The sequence below is a fragment of the Modestobacter sp. L9-4 genome (assembly GCF_019112525.1).
GTDB lineage: Bacteria > Actinomycetota > Actinomycetes > Mycobacteriales > Geodermatophilaceae > Modestobacter.
Window position 1 is genome coordinate 1,705,327 of record NZ_CP077800.1, and the last position, 18,795, is coordinate 1,724,121.

Sequence of the window (18,795 nt, forward strand, 5' to 3'; positions counted from 1 at the left end):
GGCCTCCGGACGGCGGTCAGGGCGCGTCTGGGCGGGAGCGTTCCGCCCTCAGGAGGCCGGACACCGGCTGCTGCCGACGCGGCACAGGTCGACTGTGCGTCGCGAGGTCAGCAGGGGGGCCACGGCGCGAGGGTAGCGGATCACGCCTGTGCGCCGGTGTGGGCGTCCACCAGGGCGGTGAGCTCCTCGGGCCGGGGCGCTCCGCTGCTGCGCCCGATCAGGGCACCGTCGCGGTCCAGGTAGAACAGCGTGGGGGTGCGCCGGACGTCGAGGGCGCGCACCTCCTCGAGGTGGCTCTCCGCGTCGACGTGCAGGTAGGACAGCCCCGGGCGGGTGGTCTGCAGCTGCTGCAGCCGCGCCCGGGTCGCCCGGCAGGGGCCGCAGAAGGCGGTGGAGAACTGCACGACGGTCAGGTCGGCGTCCTGCGGACGCGCCCCGAGCCCCTGCAGCACGGCGAGCTCTCCCACGACGGCCTCCTCGGTCACCTGGCGCACGGCGCCGTTGCGCACGCGCAGCCACCACGCGGCGACGGCGGTCAGCACCAGCGCAGCGGCCAGCACCACCAGACCCGTCGTGTCCACGACACCTGCGAACCGGTCGGCCCGCGCCGGCATTCCTCAGCCCGACAGCACCGTGTCGGTCGCCTCGACCCGGACGTCGACGCCGTCGGCCGCCGGGACGGCGCTGGTCAGCTGCAGACCGAAGGGCAGCGCGGGCACCGGGTAGCGCAGGTCCAGCAGGCCCGCGGCCCGCCGGAGCACCGCGTCGGGCACCTGGAGCGAGCCGGCCGAGGCGTCGCCGACGTCGATGACGACGTCACCGCCCTCCAGCCGCACCGTGCCCGTGGCGGTGAGCGGGACCTCGGTCCCGAGCACCTCCACCCGCCGGGTGACCCGGATGCCGTCCCCCTCCTGCGCCAGCACGGTGTCGCCGCCGAGCTGCTGGGCCAGCAGCGCGTAGGAGATCGTCGCCGTCCCGTCGACCCGGTCGACCGGGATCTGCTGCACCGAGCCGGACAGGACGTCGGACAACGGCACGTGCACCCCCCGCAGCGACACGTCCGCGTGCGTCCCGGCCGGCTGGCCGAGCTGCTCGGCGGTCAGCTGCAGCCGGACGTCGCGGTACTCCCCGCGCAGCGCCTGGGTGAGGAAGGGGAACCCGGTGATGTCGACCTCCGGCGGGCCGGCCAGCCCGCCGCGCTGCGCCACCTGCGTGGCGACCCGGTCCTCGGCGATGCCGACGCCGACCCGGTCGACGACGACCAGCAGGCCCAGCACGAGCAGCAGCAGGAACACCAGGGCGCCCAGGCAGCCGGCCCGGCGGGTCACCCGGTGCCCGACAGGGCGAGCGCGTAGGCCACCGGTGCGACGGCGGCCAGCGGCAGGACCGCCTGCACCACCGGCAGCGCCCAGCTGGACGCACCGCGCTCGGCCACCACGTAGGAGGCGCCGACCGCCATCAGCGCCGCCACGCCCCCGAGCGCCGCCCCGTAGACCGACGCCGACAGCGAGTCGGCCAGGTCACCGCCGTCGCGCCGCAGCAGCGCGACCGCCACCGCGACCAGGACCGACACGACCAGGCCGAGCAGGCCGCGCGGCACGCCGTCGGCGATCTGCGGCCGGGGCAGGACCAGGTCGACCAGGTGGCCGGCCAGCAGCGCGGCCCCGACCGCCAGCACCGCGGTCAGCGCAGCGTGCTCACCGTCGTCGACCCGGGCCACCGCCAGCAGCACGGCCAGCGAGCCCACCGAGCACAGCAGCAGGACGACGCCGGCCAGCGAGGCCACCAGGTAGCGACGCGGCGGCGGACGGGTCATCTGGTGGACGACCGCGAGCAGGAAGCCCAGCCCCAGGACGGCGAGCAGCCAGTCCAGCTCGGGCCGGTCGGGGAGCACCATCGCCAGGTCGGCACCGACCGAGGCGAGCGCACCCAGCGCCAGGGAGCCGGCGAACCCGCGGATGCCGGTGGCCACCACCCAGGCGGCCACGAGCGCGAGCTGCAGCACGAGCACGGCGGCGAACCGGCCGGTGTCCTCGAGGGCCACCGGCAGCAGCGCCGCCAGGGCCGTCGCCACGACCACGGCACCGGCGGCGGGGAGGTGGTGCACGCGGCGGGACAGCTCCACGTCCACGCCGGTCGCCGTCACCCCGCGATCGTCCCAGAGACCCGCGGCCCGGGCGTGCGGACCCGCCCGGCCGACGAGGGAGACCTGGTGGGCCCGGCAGTCCGCTATCCTGCCCTCTCACCTCGACAGCGCGGTCGACGGCCTGGGACCACGCCCCAGTGAGGAGAGACATGCGACTCGTGCTCATGACCTCGGCCCGGCAGGCCACCACGGAGGTCCTCCCCGCCCTCGGGCTGCTGGCCCACCAGGTGCGCGTCGTGGCCCCCGAGCTGTCCAGCCTGCTCGACGGTGACGCCGGTGACGTCGTCCTCGTCGACGCCCGGCACGACCTCGTCTCCGCCCGCACGCTGTGCTCCCTGCTCGCCTCCACCGGCGTGGCCGCCTCGCTGGTCGCCGTCCTCTCCGAGGGCGGGCTGGTCGCGCTGTCGGCCGACTGGGGTGTCGACGACGTCGTCCTGGACACCGCCGGCCCCGCCGAGGTCGACGCCCGGCTGAAGTGGGCCACCGCCCGGCGGCTGGCCGCGGCCACCCCGGCCGACGGCGGCGAGGGCGGTGTGACCAAGGCCGGCGAGCTCGTCATCGACGAGCACAGCTACTCGGCCAAGCTCCGCGGTCGCCCGCTGGACCTGACCTACAAGGAGTTCGAGCTCCTCAAGTACCTCGCCCAGCACCCGGGCCGGGTCTTCTCCCGCGCGCAGCTGCTGCAGGAGATCTGGGGCTACGACTACTTCGGTGGCACCCGCACCGTCGACGTCCACGTCCGCCGGCTGCGCGCGAAGCTCGGCACCGAGCACGAGGCGCTCATCGGCACCGTGCGCAACGTCGGCTACAAGCTCGACCAGCAGGTCGCCGACGCCACCACCGCGGCGAACGTCGCCGCGACCGACGCCGGCACCGCCCTCAGCTGAGGCCGGACCACTGAGCACCGAACCGCCCGCCCTGCTCGTCGAGGTCACCGACCGGCTCGCCCCTGCCGTCGTCACCGAGGTCGGGCTGCTGCTGGCGGCTGCCCTGGCCGCGGACGGCGTGCGGCCGGTATCCGAGGAGTCCGAGCTGCGGCTGGCGCACGGCGGCCCGGCGGGTGGCGCCGACGTCACCGTCCGCGACCCGGCCGGTGCGCTGGTCGGCTACGCCCGGCTGGAGCGGCCGGCCGAGGACCCCGACGCCGAGGCCGAGCTCGTCGTCGCACCGTCCGCCCGCCGTCGCGGGGTCGGGACGGCGCTGATCGGCCGGCTCGAGGAGCTCGCCGGCAGCCGGCCGCTGCGGGTGTGGGCGCACGGCGAGCTGCCCGGCTCCGCGGAGCTGGCCCGCAGCCGCGGGTACGAGCGCGCCCGGGTGCTGCTGCAGATGCGCCGTCCGCTCGACGGCGTCGACCCCGACCCGCACCCGCGCCTGCCCGCCGGGGTGACCGTGTCGACCTTCCGGCCCGGCACCGACGAGGACGCCTGGCTGCACGTCAACGCCCGCGCCTTCGCCGCCCACCCCGAGCAGGGCCGGTGGACCACCGAGGACCTCGCCCTGCGCGAGGCCGAGGCGTGGTTCGACCCGGCCGGCTTCTTCCTCGCCTGGCGCGAGGTCTCCCCCGACGCCTCCCCCGACGCCGGGCCCGACGACGTCACCGCCGGCCGGCGGCTGCTGGGGTCGCACTGGACGAAGGTGCACCCGGCGGGTGAGGCCGGGGACGCCCCCGTCGGCGAGGTCTACGTGCTCGGCATCGACCCCGACGCACAGGGCACCGGCCTGGGCCGCGCACTCACCGACCTGGGGCTGGCGCACCTGCGGGGACAGGGTCTCTCGCACGTGCTGCTCTACGTCGAGGAGGACAACACCGCGGCCGTCGCGCTGTACGAGCGGAGCGGCTTCACGCGGTACCTGGTCGACGTCTCCTGGCGGAGCACGACCTCTCACTGAGGGTGCAGTTCCGGTCCCCCACCGTCTCGCCGCGCGGTGGTTCACCCGTTGGACGTACAGCGTGTGCCGAGTCGTGGTCCACGTCTCAACCCGCGTTCACGCCTCGTTCACCGAGGGAGCCGGATCCGTCCATCTGGCCTGCTTAGCGTCTTGCCACGTCACGCAGACCGCCCGGCTCCGACGCCCGGGCACCCTTCAGTTGAAAGGCACTGAGTTGAAGCTCAGCACCACGACGCGCGCCGCGGCTGTCTCCACCGCCCTCGCCGCCACCCTCGCCCTGGCCGCCTGTGGGGCGTCCAACGAGACCAGCTCGCCCGCCGCCGCCGCCACCGGCGGCAGTGCTGCGAGCAGCGCTCCCGAGCTCGAGGGCTCGCTCGTCGGCGCCGGCTCCAGCGCGCAGACCGCCGCCATGACCGCCTGGCAGGCCGGCTTCAACACCATGCAGCCCGGCGTGACCTTCAGCTACGACCCGGTCGGCTCCGGCGGTGGCCGCGAGCAGTTCCTCGCCGGCAGCATCGACTTCGCCGGTTCGGACTCGGCCCTCAGCGACGACGAGCTCGCCAAGGCCACGACCGCCTGTGGCGACGGTGGCGTCTTCGAGCTGCCGAACTACATCTCCGCGATCGCCGTCATCTACAACCTCGAGGGCGTCTCGGACCTGAACCTGGCCCCGGCCACCCTCGCCGGCATCTTCAGCGGCGCCATCACCACCTGGAACGCCCCCGAGATCGCCGCCGACAACCCGGGCGTGACCCTGCCGGCCACCGCGATCGCGCCGGTGCACCGCAGCGACAAGTCGGGCACCACCAAGAACTTCACCGACTACCTGGCCTCCGCGGCCAAGGACGTCTGGACGAACAAGGCCGCCGACGAGTGGCCGATCCAGGGTGGCGAGGCCGCCAACGGCACCTCCGGTGTGGTCGACGCCGTCAAGGCCGGCGCCGGTGCCATCGGCTACGCCGACGAGAGCCAGGCCGCCGGCCTGAGCATCGCCAAGGTCAAGGTCGGCGACACCTTCGTCGCCCCCTCCCCCGAGGCCGCTGCCGCCGTCGTCGCCAACTCCGAGACCGTCTCCGGTCGCGGCGAGAACGACCTGGCCATCAAGGTCAACCGCACCACCACCTCGGCCGACGAGTACCCGATCGTGCTGGTCAGCTACCACATCGGCTGCGTCGAGATGAAGGACAAGGCCAAGGCCGACGCCCTGAAGGCCTTCGAGACCTACGTGGTCAGCGAGGACGGCCAGGCCGCCGCCGCCAAGAACGCCGGCAGCTCGCCGATCACCGACGACGCGCGCACCGCCGCCGAGAAGGTCATCGAGGCCATCACGGTCGCCAGCTGACCGACTGCTCCACGCTCTCCACGGCGGCCCGGGGTGTCCACCAGGACAGCCCGGGCCGTCGCAGCACGTGAACGACCCGCTCGATCCCTGGACACCGCAGCACTGATCCGACGGAGCCACCGGTGACGACCCTCACCGCACCACCCAGCCCGCCCCGCCCGAAGCGGCGCGTCGGCGACCGCATCTTCGCCGGCAGCGCCACCGGCGCCGGCATCCTCATCCTCATCGTGCTCGCCGGTGTGGCGGTCTTCCTCATCAGCGAGGCCCTGCCGGCGCTCACCGCCGACAGCGCCGACCTGCCCGACGGGAAGTCGCTGGCCGGCTACATCGGTCCGCTCATCTTCGGCACCCTGGTGGCCGCGGTGATCGCCCTCGTGGTGGCCACCCCGCTGGCCATCGCGATCGCGCTCTACATCACCCACTACGCGCCCAAGCGGCTCGCCGCGGCCATGGGCTACGTGATGGACCTGCTCGCCGCCGTGCCGAGCGTCGTCTACGGCTTCTGGGGCATCGCGGCGCTTGCCCCGGCCCTCGTGCCGTTCTACAAGTGGCTGGAGACACACCTCGGGTTCATCCCGCTGTTCTCCGGTCCCGCCTCGGTCACCGGTCGCACGATGCTCACCGTCGGGCTGGTGCTCGCGGTGATGATCCTGCCGATCATCTCGGCCATCTCGCGCGAGGTCTTCAGCCAGGCACCGGCCCTCCACCGGGAGGCCGCGCTCGCCCTGGGCGCCACCCGCTGGGAGATGATCAAGATGGCGGTGCTGCCCTACGGCAAGTCCGGCGTCATCGGTGGCGCCATGCTCGGCCTGGGCCGCGCGCTCGGCGAGACGCTCGCCGTGGCGATCATCCTGTCCGGCTCGGGCGGGGTGACGTTCAACCTGATCGGCAGCAGCAACCCCTCCACGATCGCGGCGAACATCGCGCTGCAGTTCCCCGAGTCCACGGGTCTGGCGGTCAACACGCTCATCGCCAGCGGCCTGGCACTCTTCCTGATCACCCTGGCGGTCAACATGCTCGCCCGGTACATCGTCAACCGGCGCGCCGACTTCTCCGGAGCCAACTGATGAGCACCCAGGCCCCCCTCGCCCCCGCGCCGGCCGCCGGTGCGTCGTCCGGACCGGTCCGCACCCAGCGGCACCTCCCCCGCTTCGCGGCCGCCGGCATCTTCCTGGCCGGCGTCGTCCTGGGCGCGCTGCTGACGGTGGTCACCACCGGCTCCAACATCCCGCTCACCGTCGTCTACGGCGTCGTCCTCGGCAGCCTGGCGGTGTACCTGGTCTCCCGGTCCGTCGAGGGCAGCCGGAAGGCCACCGACCGCTTCGTCACCACGGTCGTCACGTCGGCGTTCCTGCTGGCCATGGTGCCGCTGGTCTCGCTGATCTGGACGGTGCTGGAGAACGGGCTGCCGCGCCTGGACTCGACCTTCTTCAACTCCTCCATGCTGGGGGTCGTCGGTGAGGGCGGTGGCGCCTACCACGCCATCTTCGGCACGATCATCATCACGGTGTTGGCCACGGTCATCTCGGTGCCGATCGGCCTGCTCACGGCGATCTACCTCGTCGAGTACGGCACCGGCCGCCTGAAGAAGGCCATCACCTTCTTCGTCGACGTCATGACCGGCATCCCCTCGATCGTCGCCGGCCTCTTCGCCTACGCGCTGTTCGCGCTGCTCTTCGGCGGCGGGGTCCGGCTGGGCATCATGGGCGCCGTGGCGCTGTCGGTGCTGATGATCCCGGTGGTCGTGCGCTCCTCCGAGGAGGTCCTCAAGCTCGTCCCGAACGAGCTGCGCGAGGCCGCCTACGCGCTCGGGGTGCCCAAGTGGCGCACGATCGTCAAGATCGTCCTCCGCACCTCCATCGCCGGGCTGGGCACGGGCATCACGCTGTCGGTCGCCCGCGTGATCGGTGAGACCGCCCCGCTGCTGGTGACCGTCGGCATCATCACCGGCACGAACCTCAACCCGTTCGACGGCCGGATGGCCACACTGCCGGTGTTCGCCTTCTACCAGCTCACCCAGCCGGGCGTCCCTGCCCAGTTCGGGATCGAGCGGGCCTGGACGGCAGCCCTCGTGCTCATCATCCTGGTCATGGCGCTCAACGTCGTCGCCCGGTTGATCACCCGCCTCTTCGCCCCCAAGACCGGTCGCTGACCGGAACGACACGGAGGACACCCCCTGTGGCCAAGCGCATCGACGTCAGTGACCTGGACATCTACTACGGCAACTTCAAGGCCGTCGAGGGTGTCAACGTCTCCATCGAGCCGCGGAGCATCACCGCGCTCATCGGCCCCTCCGGCTGCGGCAAGTCCACGTTCCTGCGGTCGCTGAACCGCATGCACGAGGTCATCCCCGGCGCCCGCGTCGAGGGCAAGGTCGTCATCGACGGCCAGGACCTCTACGGCGCCGACGTCGACCCGGTCGACGTCCGCACCCAGATCGGCATGGTCTTCCAGCGGCCCAACCCCTTCCCGACCATGTCGATCTACGACAACGTCGTGGCCGGGGTGCGGCTGAACAACAAGCGGATGAAGAAGTCCGACATGGACGACCTCGTCGAGCGGTCGCTGAAGGGCGCCAACCTCTGGAACGAGGTCAAGGACCGCCTGAACCGCCCGGGCTCGGGTCTGTCCGGCGGCCAGCAGCAGCGGCTGTGCATCGCCCGCGCCATCGCGGTCGAGCCCGAGGTGCTGCTGATGGACGAGCCGTGCTCGGCCCTGGACCCGATCTCCACGCTGGCCATCGAGGACCTGATGACCGAGCTCAAGGAGCGGTTCACCATCGTCATCGTCACCCACAACATGCAGCAGGCTGCGCGGGTGAGCACCTCGACCGGGTTCTTCAACCTCAACGGCGTGGGCCAGCCCGGCCGGCTGATCGAGTTCAACCCGACCGAGAAGATCTTCAGCAACCCCGAGGAGAAGGCGACGGAGGACTACATCTCCGGTCGCTTCGGCTGAGCGAGATCCCCGGTGCACCTGCACCGGGGACGAGCTCAGCTCGTGCAGGCCCCGGCCCCGTCCCCCGCCTCGGCGGGGGGCGGGGCCGCTGTCGTCGGTACGGGCGTGCCCACGTCGGCGGGGGCCAGGCCGGCGTAGTCCCGGGCCACCACCAGCTGCACCGCCGCACCCACCGCGTCGGTCTCCAGCAGGAGGGCACCGGGCACCGCGGCAGCCACCGTCCGGGCCTGCTCGAGCGCTGCCGCGCCGTAACGGACCACGGTGCGGTCGACGGCGCCGGGCTCGACACCGCGGGCGCCGATCCGGAAGCCGCCCGCGGCCAGGCCGTCGGCCACCTCGGTGGTGCGGCCGGTGCCACTGGCGTCCAGGACGTCGACGGTCACCCCGGCCGGCGGCACGGTGACCGTGGTGCCGGCCGGCACCGGGTCGGCAGCCACCGGGTCCGGCAGGCTGTCGGCCGGGGCAGCTGCCTGACCGGAGGCGTCGGCGGGCGCCGGCGCGGCCTCCACGGGCACCTCGGGCGCGGGCAGCCGGCCGCTGTTGATGACCTCGTCGAACAGCTCGCGGGTGGCCAGGGCGTCGACGACCACGGCGGCCTGGTCGCTGTCGGAGGCCACCCGCCCGACCTGGGCGACCGGCAGTGCGGTGACCTCGGGGGCCGGTCCGTCGGCCGGCTGCAGCGCCAGGCCCAGCGACCGCACGTCCGTGAGGCTGGTCTCCTCGTCGACGGTCAGTGCGTCGCCGGTGCCGGAGAGGAAGCGGGCGAGGGTGACCGGGTCGGCCAGCGCACCACCGGTGAGCCCGGCGACCAGCGTGGAGCCGAGCACCTGCTGCCCCCGGGCACCGACGATCGCACCGGTGACGTCGGAGCCGGCCCCGCCGGGACGCAGGTGGTCGGCGACGGCGGAGCCGGCCAGCGGCTCCCCACCGCCGGTCGGGCAGACGTCGACCTCGCCGAGCACGTCGACCAGGCCGGGCAGCCGGGCGGCGTCGACCCCGACGTAGTGGTCGATCCGCAGCCCGGTCAGCTGCTGGACCGACCGCACCAGGCAGGACGGACCGCCCTGCAGCAGCGCGTCGGCGAACGGCTCGGTGACCGGCGCGCGCAGCGTCCCGTCGGTGGCCCGGCAGGCCGGGGTGTCGGTCAGCGCCGTCGGTGGCAGCGTCACCACCACGGCGTGCTCGCCGTCCTCGGCCACGTGCGCGACGAACGCGCTCACCGACGCCAGACCGCTGCGCCCGGGCAGGCCGCGGGTGACCACCAGGGAGGTCTCCGAGCCGACCTGCAGCTGCGGTGCCAGCACCTCGGGGCCGTCGGGCACCAGTGCGTCCACCCGGGTCATCGCCTGGTCGCCGTAGACGTAGAGCCCGCCGTAGCCGGCGACGACGACGCCCAGGACGGCGGCCAGCGCGCCGCACGCCCGGTTGAACCGGCGGCGGGCCGGGCTCGCCGGCGTCCGCACCCGCTCCACCGCCGTCGAGCCGGTCGAGGTGGGCAGATCACGGCCGGGGATCGGCGGGAGCGGCAGGCTCTTGCGGACCCCGGGCACCGGGACCGACGGCTGCGGGGACGCGGGGCGGGCCGGTGCACCGGCGCCGCGCAGGGCCGGCAGCGGCGGCACCGGGGCGGACGGCGAGGCCCCGCGGCCGGCAGCGGGCGCACCCGCCGGCGGGGCGGGGGCGGCCGGTGGGGAGCCGGCCACCGGGCCGGGCGTGGGCCGGGGCCGCGCGACCGGCCGGGCCTCCGCCGGCGCTGCCACCGCGGCCCATCCGGCTGCGCGAGCGCCGGCCGGGGCCACCGGCGCCACGGCAGGGGCGTCGGCCGGGGCCACGGCGGGGACGTCGGCCGGGGCCACGGCGGGGACCTGGGACGGACCGGCGGCCGGGGCGGGCGCCGGTGCCGGTGACCACGCCGAGGCACCGGAGGACCGCGTCGGGCCGGTCGCCGGTCGGGACGGCGCAGCCGCCGGCGGCGGCGTCTTCCGCCCGGTCGACGGCAGTGGGGGCGCGGCACCCCGGGCGGGCGCCGGGGACGGCGCGGGAGCCGGGGAGGACGAGGGAGACGGGAACGGCGCGGGAGACGCGGAGGGCGCGGGCGACGCCGAGGAGGCGGGCGCGGCCGGCCGGACGGGGTCCGCGACCGCGGGCGTCCCCGCGAGCAGGCCGGTCGCCGGGGCGGCGGCCGGCGAGGGTGTCGCCGGCGAGGGCGCCGCGGGCTGCCAGCCGGTCGGCAGGACGGGCGAGGGGCTGACGGCCGGGGACCCGGGGTCGCGCCGGGCGCCCACCCGGGGGGCCGGCTCCGCACCGCGTGCCCGGTCGGGACGCCGTCCGCCGTCGGGCTGCGCCGCGGCCCACCGGGACGCGCGCCGGCCGGCGTCCGGCTGCTCCGGCGCGGCCCGGTCGTCGTCCAGTTGGTCCGGGGCGGCCTCGCGGGGCAGGCCCCGGTCGTCGACCGCCTGCTGGCGGCCGGTGGCCTCGGCCTCGCGGCGCTCGGCGCGGCGTCGGCCCACGCCGGTCCCGCCGGAGCGGGCGACGAGCTCGGCGACGGTCAGCGGGGCGGACGGACGGTCCCCGGCGGCCCGGGAGCCCGAGGCGGAGCGGTCGTCGACGGACGCGCCGTCGGTCCCGCTCGGCCTCGACTGGTCCGCCACCGGTGTCGACATCCCATCGTCGTGTCCTGCGGCACCGTGGCTGGGCCGCTCGATCCGCGCCCCGGCCGGGCTCGAGCCGCCCCCGGGTGACCGGCCCACGATACGGGCGGCGAGCGGCGCGCGGGGTGGGACGCGCGGGCGGGAGGGCCGACGTCCTGCCCCGCCCCGACCGGCGCGGACGGGTGCCGGACCGTAGCGTCGGCCCGGTGAAGCTGCCCTTCCCCGGCCCGACCGACGTGCTCACCGCCGCCGGTGGCCTGCGTGACGGAGTCACCGAGGCACTGAACCTGCTGCCCCGGCTGGCCGGTGCGATGGGCGAGCTCGAGCGGCTGCTGCAGCGCGGCACGGCTCTGATCGACCGCGCCGAGCTGCTCGCCGACTCTGCCGAGCGGGCCATCGCGGCCGTCGACGCCACCCGTGCGCACGCCGACGAGGCGATGACCCGGATCAAGGTGACCCAGGCCAACGCCGACGACGCGATCACCGGGGTGGCCGCGACCCGGGAGCGGGCCGACGAGGCCATCACGCACCTCGGGCTGACCCAGGCCGCCGCCGACCAGGCGATCGGCCGCATCGGCGCCACCCAGGCCGCCGCCGACCGGGCCATCGAGCAGATCGGCGCCACGCAGGCTGCAGCCGACCGGGCCGTGGCGCAGATCGGCGTCACCCAGGCGGCCGCCGACCGCGCGGTGGACCGGATCGGCGGGGTCACCGACGTCGCGGAGCAGGTGGTCCGCGCCGTCGGCGGCACCTCCGCGGCGGCGGGCGGCCTGATCGGCCGGGCCGAGGACCTGCTGGCGGCCACCGAGCCGCTGCTGGACTCGGCCGTCCCGCTGGTCGGCACGGTGACACCGCTGGTCGACTCCTACGCGGCGGCGCTGCACCGGCTGGCCCCGGCGGTGACCCGGTTCGCCGAGCAGCTGGACCCCGACGAGGTCACGGCGCTCATCGCCCTGGTCGACCGGCTGCCCGACCTGGTGGTGCACCTGGACGAGGACGTCGTCCCGGTGCTGGTGACGCTCGGGGACGTGGTGCCCGACGTGCACGCGCTGCTGGACACGGTGCAGGACATGCGGCAGGTGGTGAAGGGCTTCCCCGGCTCGCGCCTGCTGCGCCGCCGGGGCGCGGAGGAGATCGCCGAGGAGGAGGCCGCGCCGCACTGACCGTGCGGCCGGCACCGCCCTCGAGGACGGCGCCGGCCAGTCACCGGTCCTCCCGGCCCCGTCCCGAGGCTCGCTCCGAGCTCGCTCGGAGTGAGGAGGACGGGGTCCTCCTACTCCGTCGGGTACCCGAGCGCGCGGACGACGTCGCCGATCCGCTCGTAGGTCTCCCCGGCGGGCAGCCTGGACAGCTCGTCGGCGACCGAGTCCGGCGCCCGGTGGTCGCGGGCGGCCTCCACCAGGTCCGGGCCGGTGCTGGGGAAGTCGGCGCGGTCCAGCCAGCGGGCCAGCTCGGCGCGGGCGACGACCGCGTCGGGCGTCATGCCGTTCGGGACGCCCCCGACCAGGGTGTCGGCCGGTGAGCTGTCGACGTCCGGCTCGCCCTCGGCGACGGGCTCGGGGTCCTTCCACTCCTCGGCGTGGGTGGACCGGCCGGCGCGGATCATGCCCTCGACCTCGTGCTTGAGCTGGTCGTCCTCACGCGCGCTGTGCGTGGTGCTGCGGGCGGACGTGCCCGCGAAGGTGTCGTCGGTGTCGCTCATCGGGGTCTCCTCGCTCAGTCCTCGTGCAGGGCGCCGGGCTTGTGGACGGCGGTGCCGCCGCTCTTCTCGCTCTTCACCTCGTACTGCGGGTCGTCCTTGCTCGCCTTGACCTTCCGGCCGGCCGCCTCGGTGTCCTTCGTGATCTTCTTCGTGACGGTGCCCTCGGCCTCGCCGCCGTGGCTCTTCCAGCTCACGTGGTCGCCCTTGTCGAACTCCTGCGCCATCGCCGGCTCCTCGTCGTCCAGTCGTCGTCCGCTCGGATGTCCGCCCTGCCTGCCCGGGGCAGCGCGGGCGCACACATCGGCCTGCCCGGCCCGGCCGGGGTCACCCCTTCGAGGGGACTCCACCGGGACGGGTGGTCGGCTCCGATGATCGTCACGTAGCGTGCTCACTCGACGGGCCGCGCTGAGCGTCTTCCCCGGTCAGCGCAGTCAGCTGGTCACGCACGGTGAGTGCCCGTCCTCGATCGCCGGCCCGGCCGGCCCCATTCCCCCGGGGCTTGCCGGGTCGGCCCTCGTCTGCCCGGCCCTCGTTAACCTGGGGCCGTGGAACCGACCGAGACCGCCGACCCCGCCGTCGACGTCGTCGCCCGCCCGGTCGACGTCCTCACCGTCAGCGCCGTCCGGGACGTGACCCCCGCGGTCCGCCGGGTCACCCTGACCGCCTCGGGCGCCGTGGTGGCCGCGGCCGGCCCGACCTTGTCCCTGCTGGTCCCCCGGGTCGGCGACGCCGCCCCGCGCTGGCCGGAGGTGGCCCGCGACGGCCGGATCGTGTGGCCGCAGGGCAGCCACGGGGTCGCGCTGCGCAGCTACACCGCCCGCCGCCAGGACCCCGCCGCCGGCGAGCTGGACGTCGACTTCGTGCTGCACGGCGACGGCCCGGCCGCCGCCTGGGCCACGGCCGCGGCACCCGGTGCGGTGCTCGGCGTCGCCAGCGCCGCACCGCTGGGCGCGGAGCTCGCCGGCTGGCTGCTGCTGGCCGGCGACGAGACGGCGCTGCCCGGGATCAGCCGGATCCTCGCCGCGGCGGCTCCGGACACCCGCGGCATCGCGCTGCTGGAGGTGGCCGGCCCGGCCGAGGAGCAGGAGCTGCCCGCCCCGCCGGGGGTCGAGGTGCGCTGGCTGCACCGCGCCGGCACCGACCCCGGCGAGAGCACCCTGCTCGTCGACGCCGTCGCCGCCCTGGAGCGCCCGGACGGCGAGGACCTGTTCGCCTGGGTGGGCGCGGAGTCCGCCACCGTGCGGGCGGTGCGGGCCGACCTGCGCGGCCGGTGGGGACTGCGGCGGCACCAGCACCACGCGATCGGCTACTGGCGCCGGGGCCGGGCCATGTCCCCGGCCGGCTGACACCCCCAGCGTCCTCACAGGGAACGTCCAGTGGCACCGCAGTCGGCCGCCCCAACCTGTCACCATGACCTCGACAGCGGTGCACAGCTCAACGGGAGGCCTCGTGTCCGGGAGCAGCTCCGGCACCTCGGCGTCCGGCTCCAAGCCGGAGGCCCGGCTGCTGGTGGTCGACGACGAGCCGAACATCCGTGAGCTGCTGTCGGCCAGCCTGCGGTTCGCCGGCTTCGAGGTGGCCACCGCACCCGACGGGCAGCAGGCCCTCGCCGTGGCCGAGCAGTTCCGCCCCGACCTGTTGGTGCTCGACGTGATGATGCCCGGGCTCGACGGCTTCGGCGTCGTGCGCCGGCTGCGGCAGAACGGCACGCACACCCCGGTGCTGTTCCTCACCGCCCGCGACGGCGCCGACGACAAGGTCACCGGCCTGACCCTGGGCGGCGACGACTACGTCACCAAGCCGTTCAGCCTCGACGAGGTGCTCGCCCGGATCCGGGCCGTCCTGCGCCGCAGCCAGGGCACCCAGCGGGTGTCCGAGGCGCCGCGGCTGACCTTCGCCGACATCGAGCTGGACGAGGAGTCCCACGAGGTCCTCAAGGCCGGGAAGCTGGTCAGCCTCTCCCCCACCGAGTTCAAGCTGCTGCGCTACCTGATGACCAACGCCGGGCGCGTGCTGTCGAAGGCGCAGATCCTGGACCACGTGTGGAACTACGACTTCAACGGCGAGGCCAACGTCGTGGAGTCCTACATCTCCTACCTGCGCCGCAAGGTCGACACCACCGAGCCGCGGCTGCTGCACACCCTGCGGGGCGTGGGCTACTCCCTCCGCCTGCCCCGCGGCACGTGACGACGACGGACCTCCCGGTCGACCCGGCGACGGCACCACCCCAGCCCACCCCCGACGGACCGGCCACCGGCGGGACGGGCGCCACGGTGCACGCCGGGCCGGGGGGCCGGCCCGGGCGCCGGTGGCCGCACCCGCTGGCCGAGGTCACCGCCGGCATGCCGCTGCGGGTGCGCCTGGTCGCGCTCCTGATCGCCGTCGTGGCCGCGGCCCTGGCCGCGACCGGCTTCGGTGCCACCTCGCTGCTCAAGGACTATCTGCAGACCCAGCGCGACGGGCAGCTCAGCGGCTATGCCGCCACCCTGGCGGGCGACCCGAGGCTGGGCTCGATCTGCACCACCGACAACCTCCGGCTGACCTCGCGGGACACGTACCTGGCGTGCCTGGGGCCCGACGGCGCCTTCCAGGAGCTCTCCGACGACCGGGCCGGCAACGGCCTGCCCGACGTCTCGTCGATGACCGCGGCCAACGCCGCGGGCTACGGGCAGGACCCGTTCACCGTCTACTCCGGCAACCGCACCGCCTGGCGGGTCGTCGTGCTGCCGGTCAACAGCCAGGTCGCCATCGTCTACGCCATCGACCTGGCCAACGACCGGGCCGTGGTGAGCCGGCTGGTCGCCCTCGAGCTGGTCGTGGGCATGCTGGTCCTGGTGGTCATCGGCGCGGCCGGTCAGCGGCTGGTGCGCAACAGCCTCCGCCCGCTGGAGGAGGTCGAGGTGACCGCGCGGGCGATCGCCGGCGGCGACCTCTCCCGCCGCGTGCCCGCCGGCGACGACCGCACCGAGGTCGGCCGGCTCTCGACCGCGCTCAACGGCATGCTCGGCCGGATCGAGGGCTCGTTCCGGGCGCAGCAGGTCTCGGAGGAGCAGGCGGTCGCCTCCGAGGCGCGGATGCGCCGGTTCGTCGCCGACGCCAGCCACGAGCTGCGCACCCCGCTGACCTCCATCCGCGGGTTCGCCGAGCTGCACCGCCAGGGCGCTGTCCGCGACCCGGGCGAGGTCGAACGGCTGATGCAGCGGATCGAGTCCGAGGCCACCCGGATGGGCCTGCTGGTCGAGGACCTGCTCCAGCTCGCCCGCCTGGACCAGCAGCGGCCGCTGGACGTCGTCCCGGTCGACCTGGCCGAGCTCGCCGGCGACGCGGTGCACGACGCCCGTGCCGTGCAGCCCGACCGACCCCTGGACCTGGTGCTCGACCCGTCACTGACCGAGGTGCCGGTCGTGCTCGGCGACGAAGCCCGGCTGCGCCAGGTGATCGGCAACCTGGTCACCAACGCGCTCACCCACACCCCGGCCGGCACGCCGGTGACCGTGCGGCTGTCCGAGGACGCCGGCGACCCGGACACCGTCTGCCTGGCCGTCTCCGACGCGGGTCCGGGCATGGCCGCCGCCGACGCCGAGCGGGTGTTCGAGCGGTTCTACCGGGCCGACACGTCGCGCACCCGTGCGGCGGGCGGCAGCGGGCTGGGCCTGTCGATCGTGGCCTCGCTGGTGGCCGCGCACGGCGGCCGCGTGGACCTGACCACCGCCCCGGGCCAGGGCGCGACGTTCACCGTGCGGCTGCCCCGGTCGGGCCCGGCACCGGCCGGAGCCGTGCCCGAGGAGGAGTGACCCGGTCCCGGCCGCCGGGGCCGGGGGCGCCATGACGGACACTGGTGGGGGCAATCCGCATCATCCCGATGTGAGAGTGCGTCCTGACCAGTGCCGCCGTCCCGGGGAGCTCGCCAGCGTGATCACCACCGACCACCGGCTCACCCAGCTGCAGACGCTGGAGGCCGAGTCGATCCACGTGCTGCGCGAGGTGGCCGCCGAGAGCGAGCGGCCGGTGCTGCTGTTCTCCGGCGGCAAGGACTCCATCGTGATGCTGGAGCTGGCCCGCAAGGCCTTCGCCCCGGCGCGCATCCCGTTCCCGGTCATGCACGTCGACACCGGGCTGAACTTCCCCGAGGTGCTGGCCTTCCGCGACCGCCGGGTCGCCGAGCTGGGCGTCGAGCTGGTCGTGGCCTCCGTGCCCGACGCGATCGCCGCCGGCACGGTGCGCCAGGAGCCCAACGGCTCGCGCAACCGCATCCAGACCCCGGTGCTGCTGGACGCCGTCGAGCGGCACGGCTTCACCGCCCTGTTCGGTGGCGCCCGGCGCGACGAGGACAAGGCCCGGGCCAAGGAGCGGGTGTTCAGCTTCCGTGACGAGTTCGGCCAGTGGGACCCGAAGAACCAGCGCCCCGAGCTGTGGGACCTCTACAACGGCCGCACCCACCTCGGTGAGTCGATCCGGGTGTTCCCGCTGTCGAACTGGACCGAGCTGGACATCTGGGGCTACATCGCCCAGGAGGAGATCGCGATCCCGCAGCTCTACCTGGCGGCCGAGCGCGACGTCGTCGACCGCGCAGGGATGCTCTACGCGGTCAACGAGTTCATCACCCCCAAGGACGGCGAGCAGGTGCAGCGGCGCAGCGTGCGCTACCGCACCGTGGGCGACGCGAACCTGACCGCCGCCGTCCCGTCGGTCGCCAGCACGGTGGCCGAGGTGATCGCGGAGATCGCCGTGACCCGGCTGACCGAGCGCGGCGCCACCCGCGGCGACGACAAGGTCAGCGACGCCGCCATGGAGGACCGCAAGAAGGAGGGGTACTTCTGATGACCGCGCTCTCCCAGGCGGCCGCCGAGCTCGCCACCGCCCGCAAGGACATCCTCCGGATCGCCACCGCGGGCTCGGTCGACGACGGCAAGAGCACCCTGATCGGCCGGCTGCTCTACGACAGCAAGGCCGTCTTCGAGGACCAGTACGCCGCCATCGAGCGGGCCAGCCGGGGCGACCACGTGGACCTGTCGCTGCTCACCGACGGCCTGCGGGCCGAGCGCGAGCAGGGCATCACCATCGACGTCGCCTACCGCTACTTCTCCACCCCGCGGCGCACGTTCATCCTGGCCGACACCCCCGGGCACGTGCAGTACACCCGCAACATGGTCACCGGCGCCTCCACCGCGGACCTGGCGATCGTGCTGGTCGACGCCCGCAAGGGGATGCTCGAGCAGAGCCGCCGGCACGCCTTCCTCGCCTCGCTGCTGCGGGTGCCGCACCTGGTCGTCGCGGTCAACAAGATGGACCTGGTCGACTGGTCGGAGGAGGTCTACGAGGGCATCCGCGAGGAGTTCTCCGCCTTCGCCACCAAGCTCGAGGTGCCCGACCTGACCGTCGTCCCGATCTCGGCGCTGCAGGGCGACAACGTGGTGACCCGCTCGGCGAACACCCCCTGGTACGAGGGGACGTCGCTGCTGCACCACCTCGAGCACGTGCACGTGGCCAGCGACCGCAACCTCGTCGACACCCGGTTCCCGGTGCAGTACGTCATCCGCCCGCAGACCGACGAGCACCGCGACTACCGCGGCTACGCCGGCCGGGTGGGCGCCGGCGTGCTGCGCCCCGGCGACGAGGTGCAGGTGCTGCCCAGCGGCCTGACCACCACGATCGCCGCGATCGACGGCCCCGACGGCCCGCTGGACGCCGCCTTCCCGCCCATGTCGGTGACCGTGCGGCTGACCGACGACCTCGACGTCTCGCGCGGGGACATGATCTGCCGGCCGCACAACGCCCCGACGGTCACCCAGGACGTCGACGCGATGGTCTGCTGGATGGCCGACGCGCCGCTGGTGCCCCGGATGCGGCTCGCGGTCAAGCACACCACCCGCTCGGTGCGCGCCGTGGTCAAGGACCTGCAGTACCGGCTCGACGTGAACACCCTGCACCGGGACACCAGCGCCGACGGCCTGGGCCTCAACGACATCGGCCGGGTCACGCTGCGCACCACCCAGCCGCTGTTCGTCGACGACTACCACCGCAACCGGGTCACCGGCCGCTTCATCCTCATCGACGAGGCCACCAACGCCACCGTCGGCGCGGGGATGATCACGCCTTCCTGACC

General features: G+C 74.6%; 18 protein-coding genes. 12 read left to right on the top strand and 6 right to left on the bottom strand.

Annotation, left to right across the window (positions count from 1 at the left end):
- Positions 1-140 precede the first annotated feature (140 nt).
- The 3 genes from KUM42_RS07995 to KUM42_RS08005 are packed head-to-tail and all read right to left on the bottom strand — an operon-like array spanning position 141 to position 2,146.
- On the bottom strand, positions 141-581 hold the full coding sequence (locus KUM42_RS07995; protein ID WP_237496234.1) for a thioredoxin family protein: 441 nt from the start codon (positions 579-581) through the stop codon (positions 141-143).
- Between the two features lie 36 nt (positions 582-617).
- Positions 618-1,328 (bottom strand): DUF2993 domain-containing protein, encoded by a 711-nt coding sequence (locus KUM42_RS08000; RefSeq protein WP_237496235.1) that lies wholly within the window; start codon positions 1,326-1,328, stop codon positions 618-620.
- The gene (locus KUM42_RS08005; protein ID WP_237496236.1) at positions 1,325-2,146 is read right to left on the bottom strand and encodes a hypothetical protein; all 822 of its coding nucleotides are present in this window, start codon (positions 2,144-2,146) and stop codon (positions 1,325-1,327) included. Before KUM42_RS08005 ends, KUM42_RS08000 begins: the two co-directional genes overlap by 4 nt.
- A 149-nt stretch (positions 2,147-2,295) precedes the next feature.
- Here KUM42_RS08005 and KUM42_RS08010 point away from each other — a divergent pair, with 149 nt between their 5' ends.
- From KUM42_RS08010 to pstB, 6 genes are all read left to right on the top strand, one after another.
- Positions 2,296-3,033, top strand: a complete 738-nt coding sequence (locus KUM42_RS08010; protein WP_237496237.1) for a response regulator transcription factor — start codon at positions 2,296-2,298, stop codon at positions 3,031-3,033.
- A 31-nt stretch (positions 3,034-3,064) separates the two neighbouring features.
- Complete coding sequence (mshD, locus tag KUM42_RS08015) at positions 3,065-4,036, top strand: mycothiol synthase (protein WP_255557580.1); 972 nt, start codon at positions 3,065-3,067, stop codon at positions 4,034-4,036.
- Positions 4,037-4,250: 214 nt separating this feature from the next.
- Positions 4,251-5,378, top strand: coding sequence for a phosphate ABC transporter substrate-binding protein PstS (gene pstS / locus KUM42_RS08020; RefSeq protein ID WP_237496238.1), 1,128 nt, complete (start codon positions 4,251-4,253; stop codon positions 5,376-5,378).
- Between the two features lie 122 nt (positions 5,379-5,500).
- Positions 5,501-6,445 (top strand): phosphate ABC transporter permease subunit PstC, encoded by a 945-nt coding sequence (gene pstC / locus KUM42_RS08025; RefSeq protein WP_237496239.1) that lies wholly within the window; start codon positions 5,501-5,503, stop codon positions 6,443-6,445.
- Entirely contained in the window at positions 6,445-7,530 is a 1,086-nt protein-coding gene (gene pstA, locus KUM42_RS08030) for a phosphate ABC transporter permease PstA (protein WP_237496240.1), read from the top strand. The genes pstC and pstA overlap by 1 nt, the downstream gene beginning before the upstream one ends.
- Before the next feature lie 26 nt (positions 7,531-7,556).
- Positions 7,557-8,336, top strand: a complete 780-nt coding sequence (pstB, locus tag KUM42_RS08035; protein WP_237496241.1) for a phosphate ABC transporter ATP-binding protein PstB — start codon at positions 7,557-7,559, stop codon at positions 8,334-8,336.
- 35 nt (positions 8,337-8,371) lie between these two features.
- Here the strand turns inward: pstB and KUM42_RS20265 are convergent, their stop codons facing one another.
- Entirely contained in the window at positions 8,372-10,999 is a 2,628-nt protein-coding gene (locus KUM42_RS20265; protein WP_304610764.1) for a LytR C-terminal domain-containing protein, read from the bottom strand.
- A 194-nt stretch (positions 11,000-11,193) separates the two neighbouring features.
- Here KUM42_RS20265 and KUM42_RS08045 point away from each other — a divergent pair, with 194 nt between their 5' ends.
- Positions 11,194-12,150 carry a hypothetical protein gene (locus tag KUM42_RS08045; RefSeq protein ID WP_237496716.1) on the top strand — a complete coding sequence of 319 codons (957 nt, stop codon included), beginning with the start codon at positions 11,194-11,196 and terminating at the stop codon, positions 12,148-12,150.
- A 110-nt stretch (positions 12,151-12,260) separates the two neighbouring features.
- On the opposite strand, the gene KUM42_RS08050 is transcribed toward KUM42_RS08045, so the two are convergent.
- Positions 12,261-12,689: a DUF2795 domain-containing protein gene (locus KUM42_RS08050; protein WP_237496242.1), complete on the bottom strand. Its 429-nt coding sequence runs from the start codon at positions 12,687-12,689 to the stop codon at positions 12,261-12,263.
- A gap of 14 nt (positions 12,690-12,703) precedes the next feature.
- Complete coding sequence (locus KUM42_RS08055) at positions 12,704-12,913, bottom strand: DUF2945 domain-containing protein (protein WP_237496243.1); 210 nt, start codon at positions 12,911-12,913, stop codon at positions 12,704-12,706.
- Between the two features lie 321 nt (positions 12,914-13,234).
- Between KUM42_RS08055 and KUM42_RS08060 the strand changes: the two genes are divergently transcribed.
- The 5 genes from KUM42_RS08060 to KUM42_RS08080 all read left to right on the top strand — a co-directional run bounded on the left by KUM42_RS08060 (position 13,235) and on the right by KUM42_RS08080 (position 18,793).
- A complete protein-coding gene (locus tag KUM42_RS08060; RefSeq protein ID WP_237496244.1) occupies positions 13,235-14,035 on the top strand; it encodes a siderophore-interacting protein in 801 nt (266 codons plus the stop codon).
- 103 nt (positions 14,036-14,138) lie between these two features.
- Positions 14,139-14,876: a response regulator transcription factor gene (locus KUM42_RS08065; protein ID WP_237496245.1), complete on the top strand. Its 738-nt coding sequence runs from the start codon at positions 14,139-14,141 to the stop codon at positions 14,874-14,876.
- On the top strand, positions 14,873-16,483 hold the full coding sequence (locus tag KUM42_RS08070) for a cell wall metabolism sensor histidine kinase WalK (protein ID WP_237496246.1): 1,611 nt from the start codon (positions 14,873-14,875) through the stop codon (positions 16,481-16,483). Before KUM42_RS08065 ends, KUM42_RS08070 begins: the two co-directional genes overlap by 4 nt.
- Positions 16,484-16,601: 118 nt before the next feature.
- On the top strand, positions 16,602-17,510 hold the full coding sequence (gene cysD, locus KUM42_RS08075; protein WP_237496247.1) for a sulfate adenylyltransferase subunit CysD: 909 nt from the start codon (positions 16,602-16,604) through the stop codon (positions 17,508-17,510).
- Positions 17,510-18,793, top strand: a complete 1,284-nt coding sequence (locus tag KUM42_RS08080; protein ID WP_237496248.1) for a sulfate adenylyltransferase subunit 1 — start codon at positions 17,510-17,512, stop codon at positions 18,791-18,793. Before cysD ends, KUM42_RS08080 begins: the two co-directional genes overlap by 1 nt.
- Positions 18,794-18,795 lie beyond the last annotated feature (2 nt).

What these genes read in the sequence shown, in the direction of transcription:
- KUM42_RS08010 (WP_237496237.1), top strand. Translation starts at nt 2,296, where the DNA reads ATGCGACTCGTGCTCATGACCTCGGCCCGGCAGGCCACCACGGAGGTC.
- pstA (WP_237496240.1), top strand. Translation starts at nt 6,445, where the DNA reads ATGAGCACCCAGGCCCCCCTCGCCCCCGCGCCGGCCGCCGGTGCGTCG.
- KUM42_RS20265 (WP_304610764.1), bottom strand. Translation starts at nt 10,999, where the DNA reads ATGTCGACACCGGTGGCGGACCAGTCGAGGCCGAGCGGGACCGACGGC.
- KUM42_RS08050 (WP_237496242.1), bottom strand. Translation starts at nt 12,689, where the DNA reads ATGAGCGACACCGACGACACCTTCGCGGGCACGTCCGCCCGCAGCACC.
- KUM42_RS08055 (WP_237496243.1), bottom strand. Translation starts at nt 12,913, where the DNA reads ATGGCGCAGGAGTTCGACAAGGGCGACCACGTGAGCTGGAAGAGCCAC.
- KUM42_RS08080 (WP_237496248.1), top strand. Translation starts at nt 17,510, where the DNA reads ATGACCGCGCTCTCCCAGGCGGCCGCCGAGCTCGCCACCGCCCGCAAG.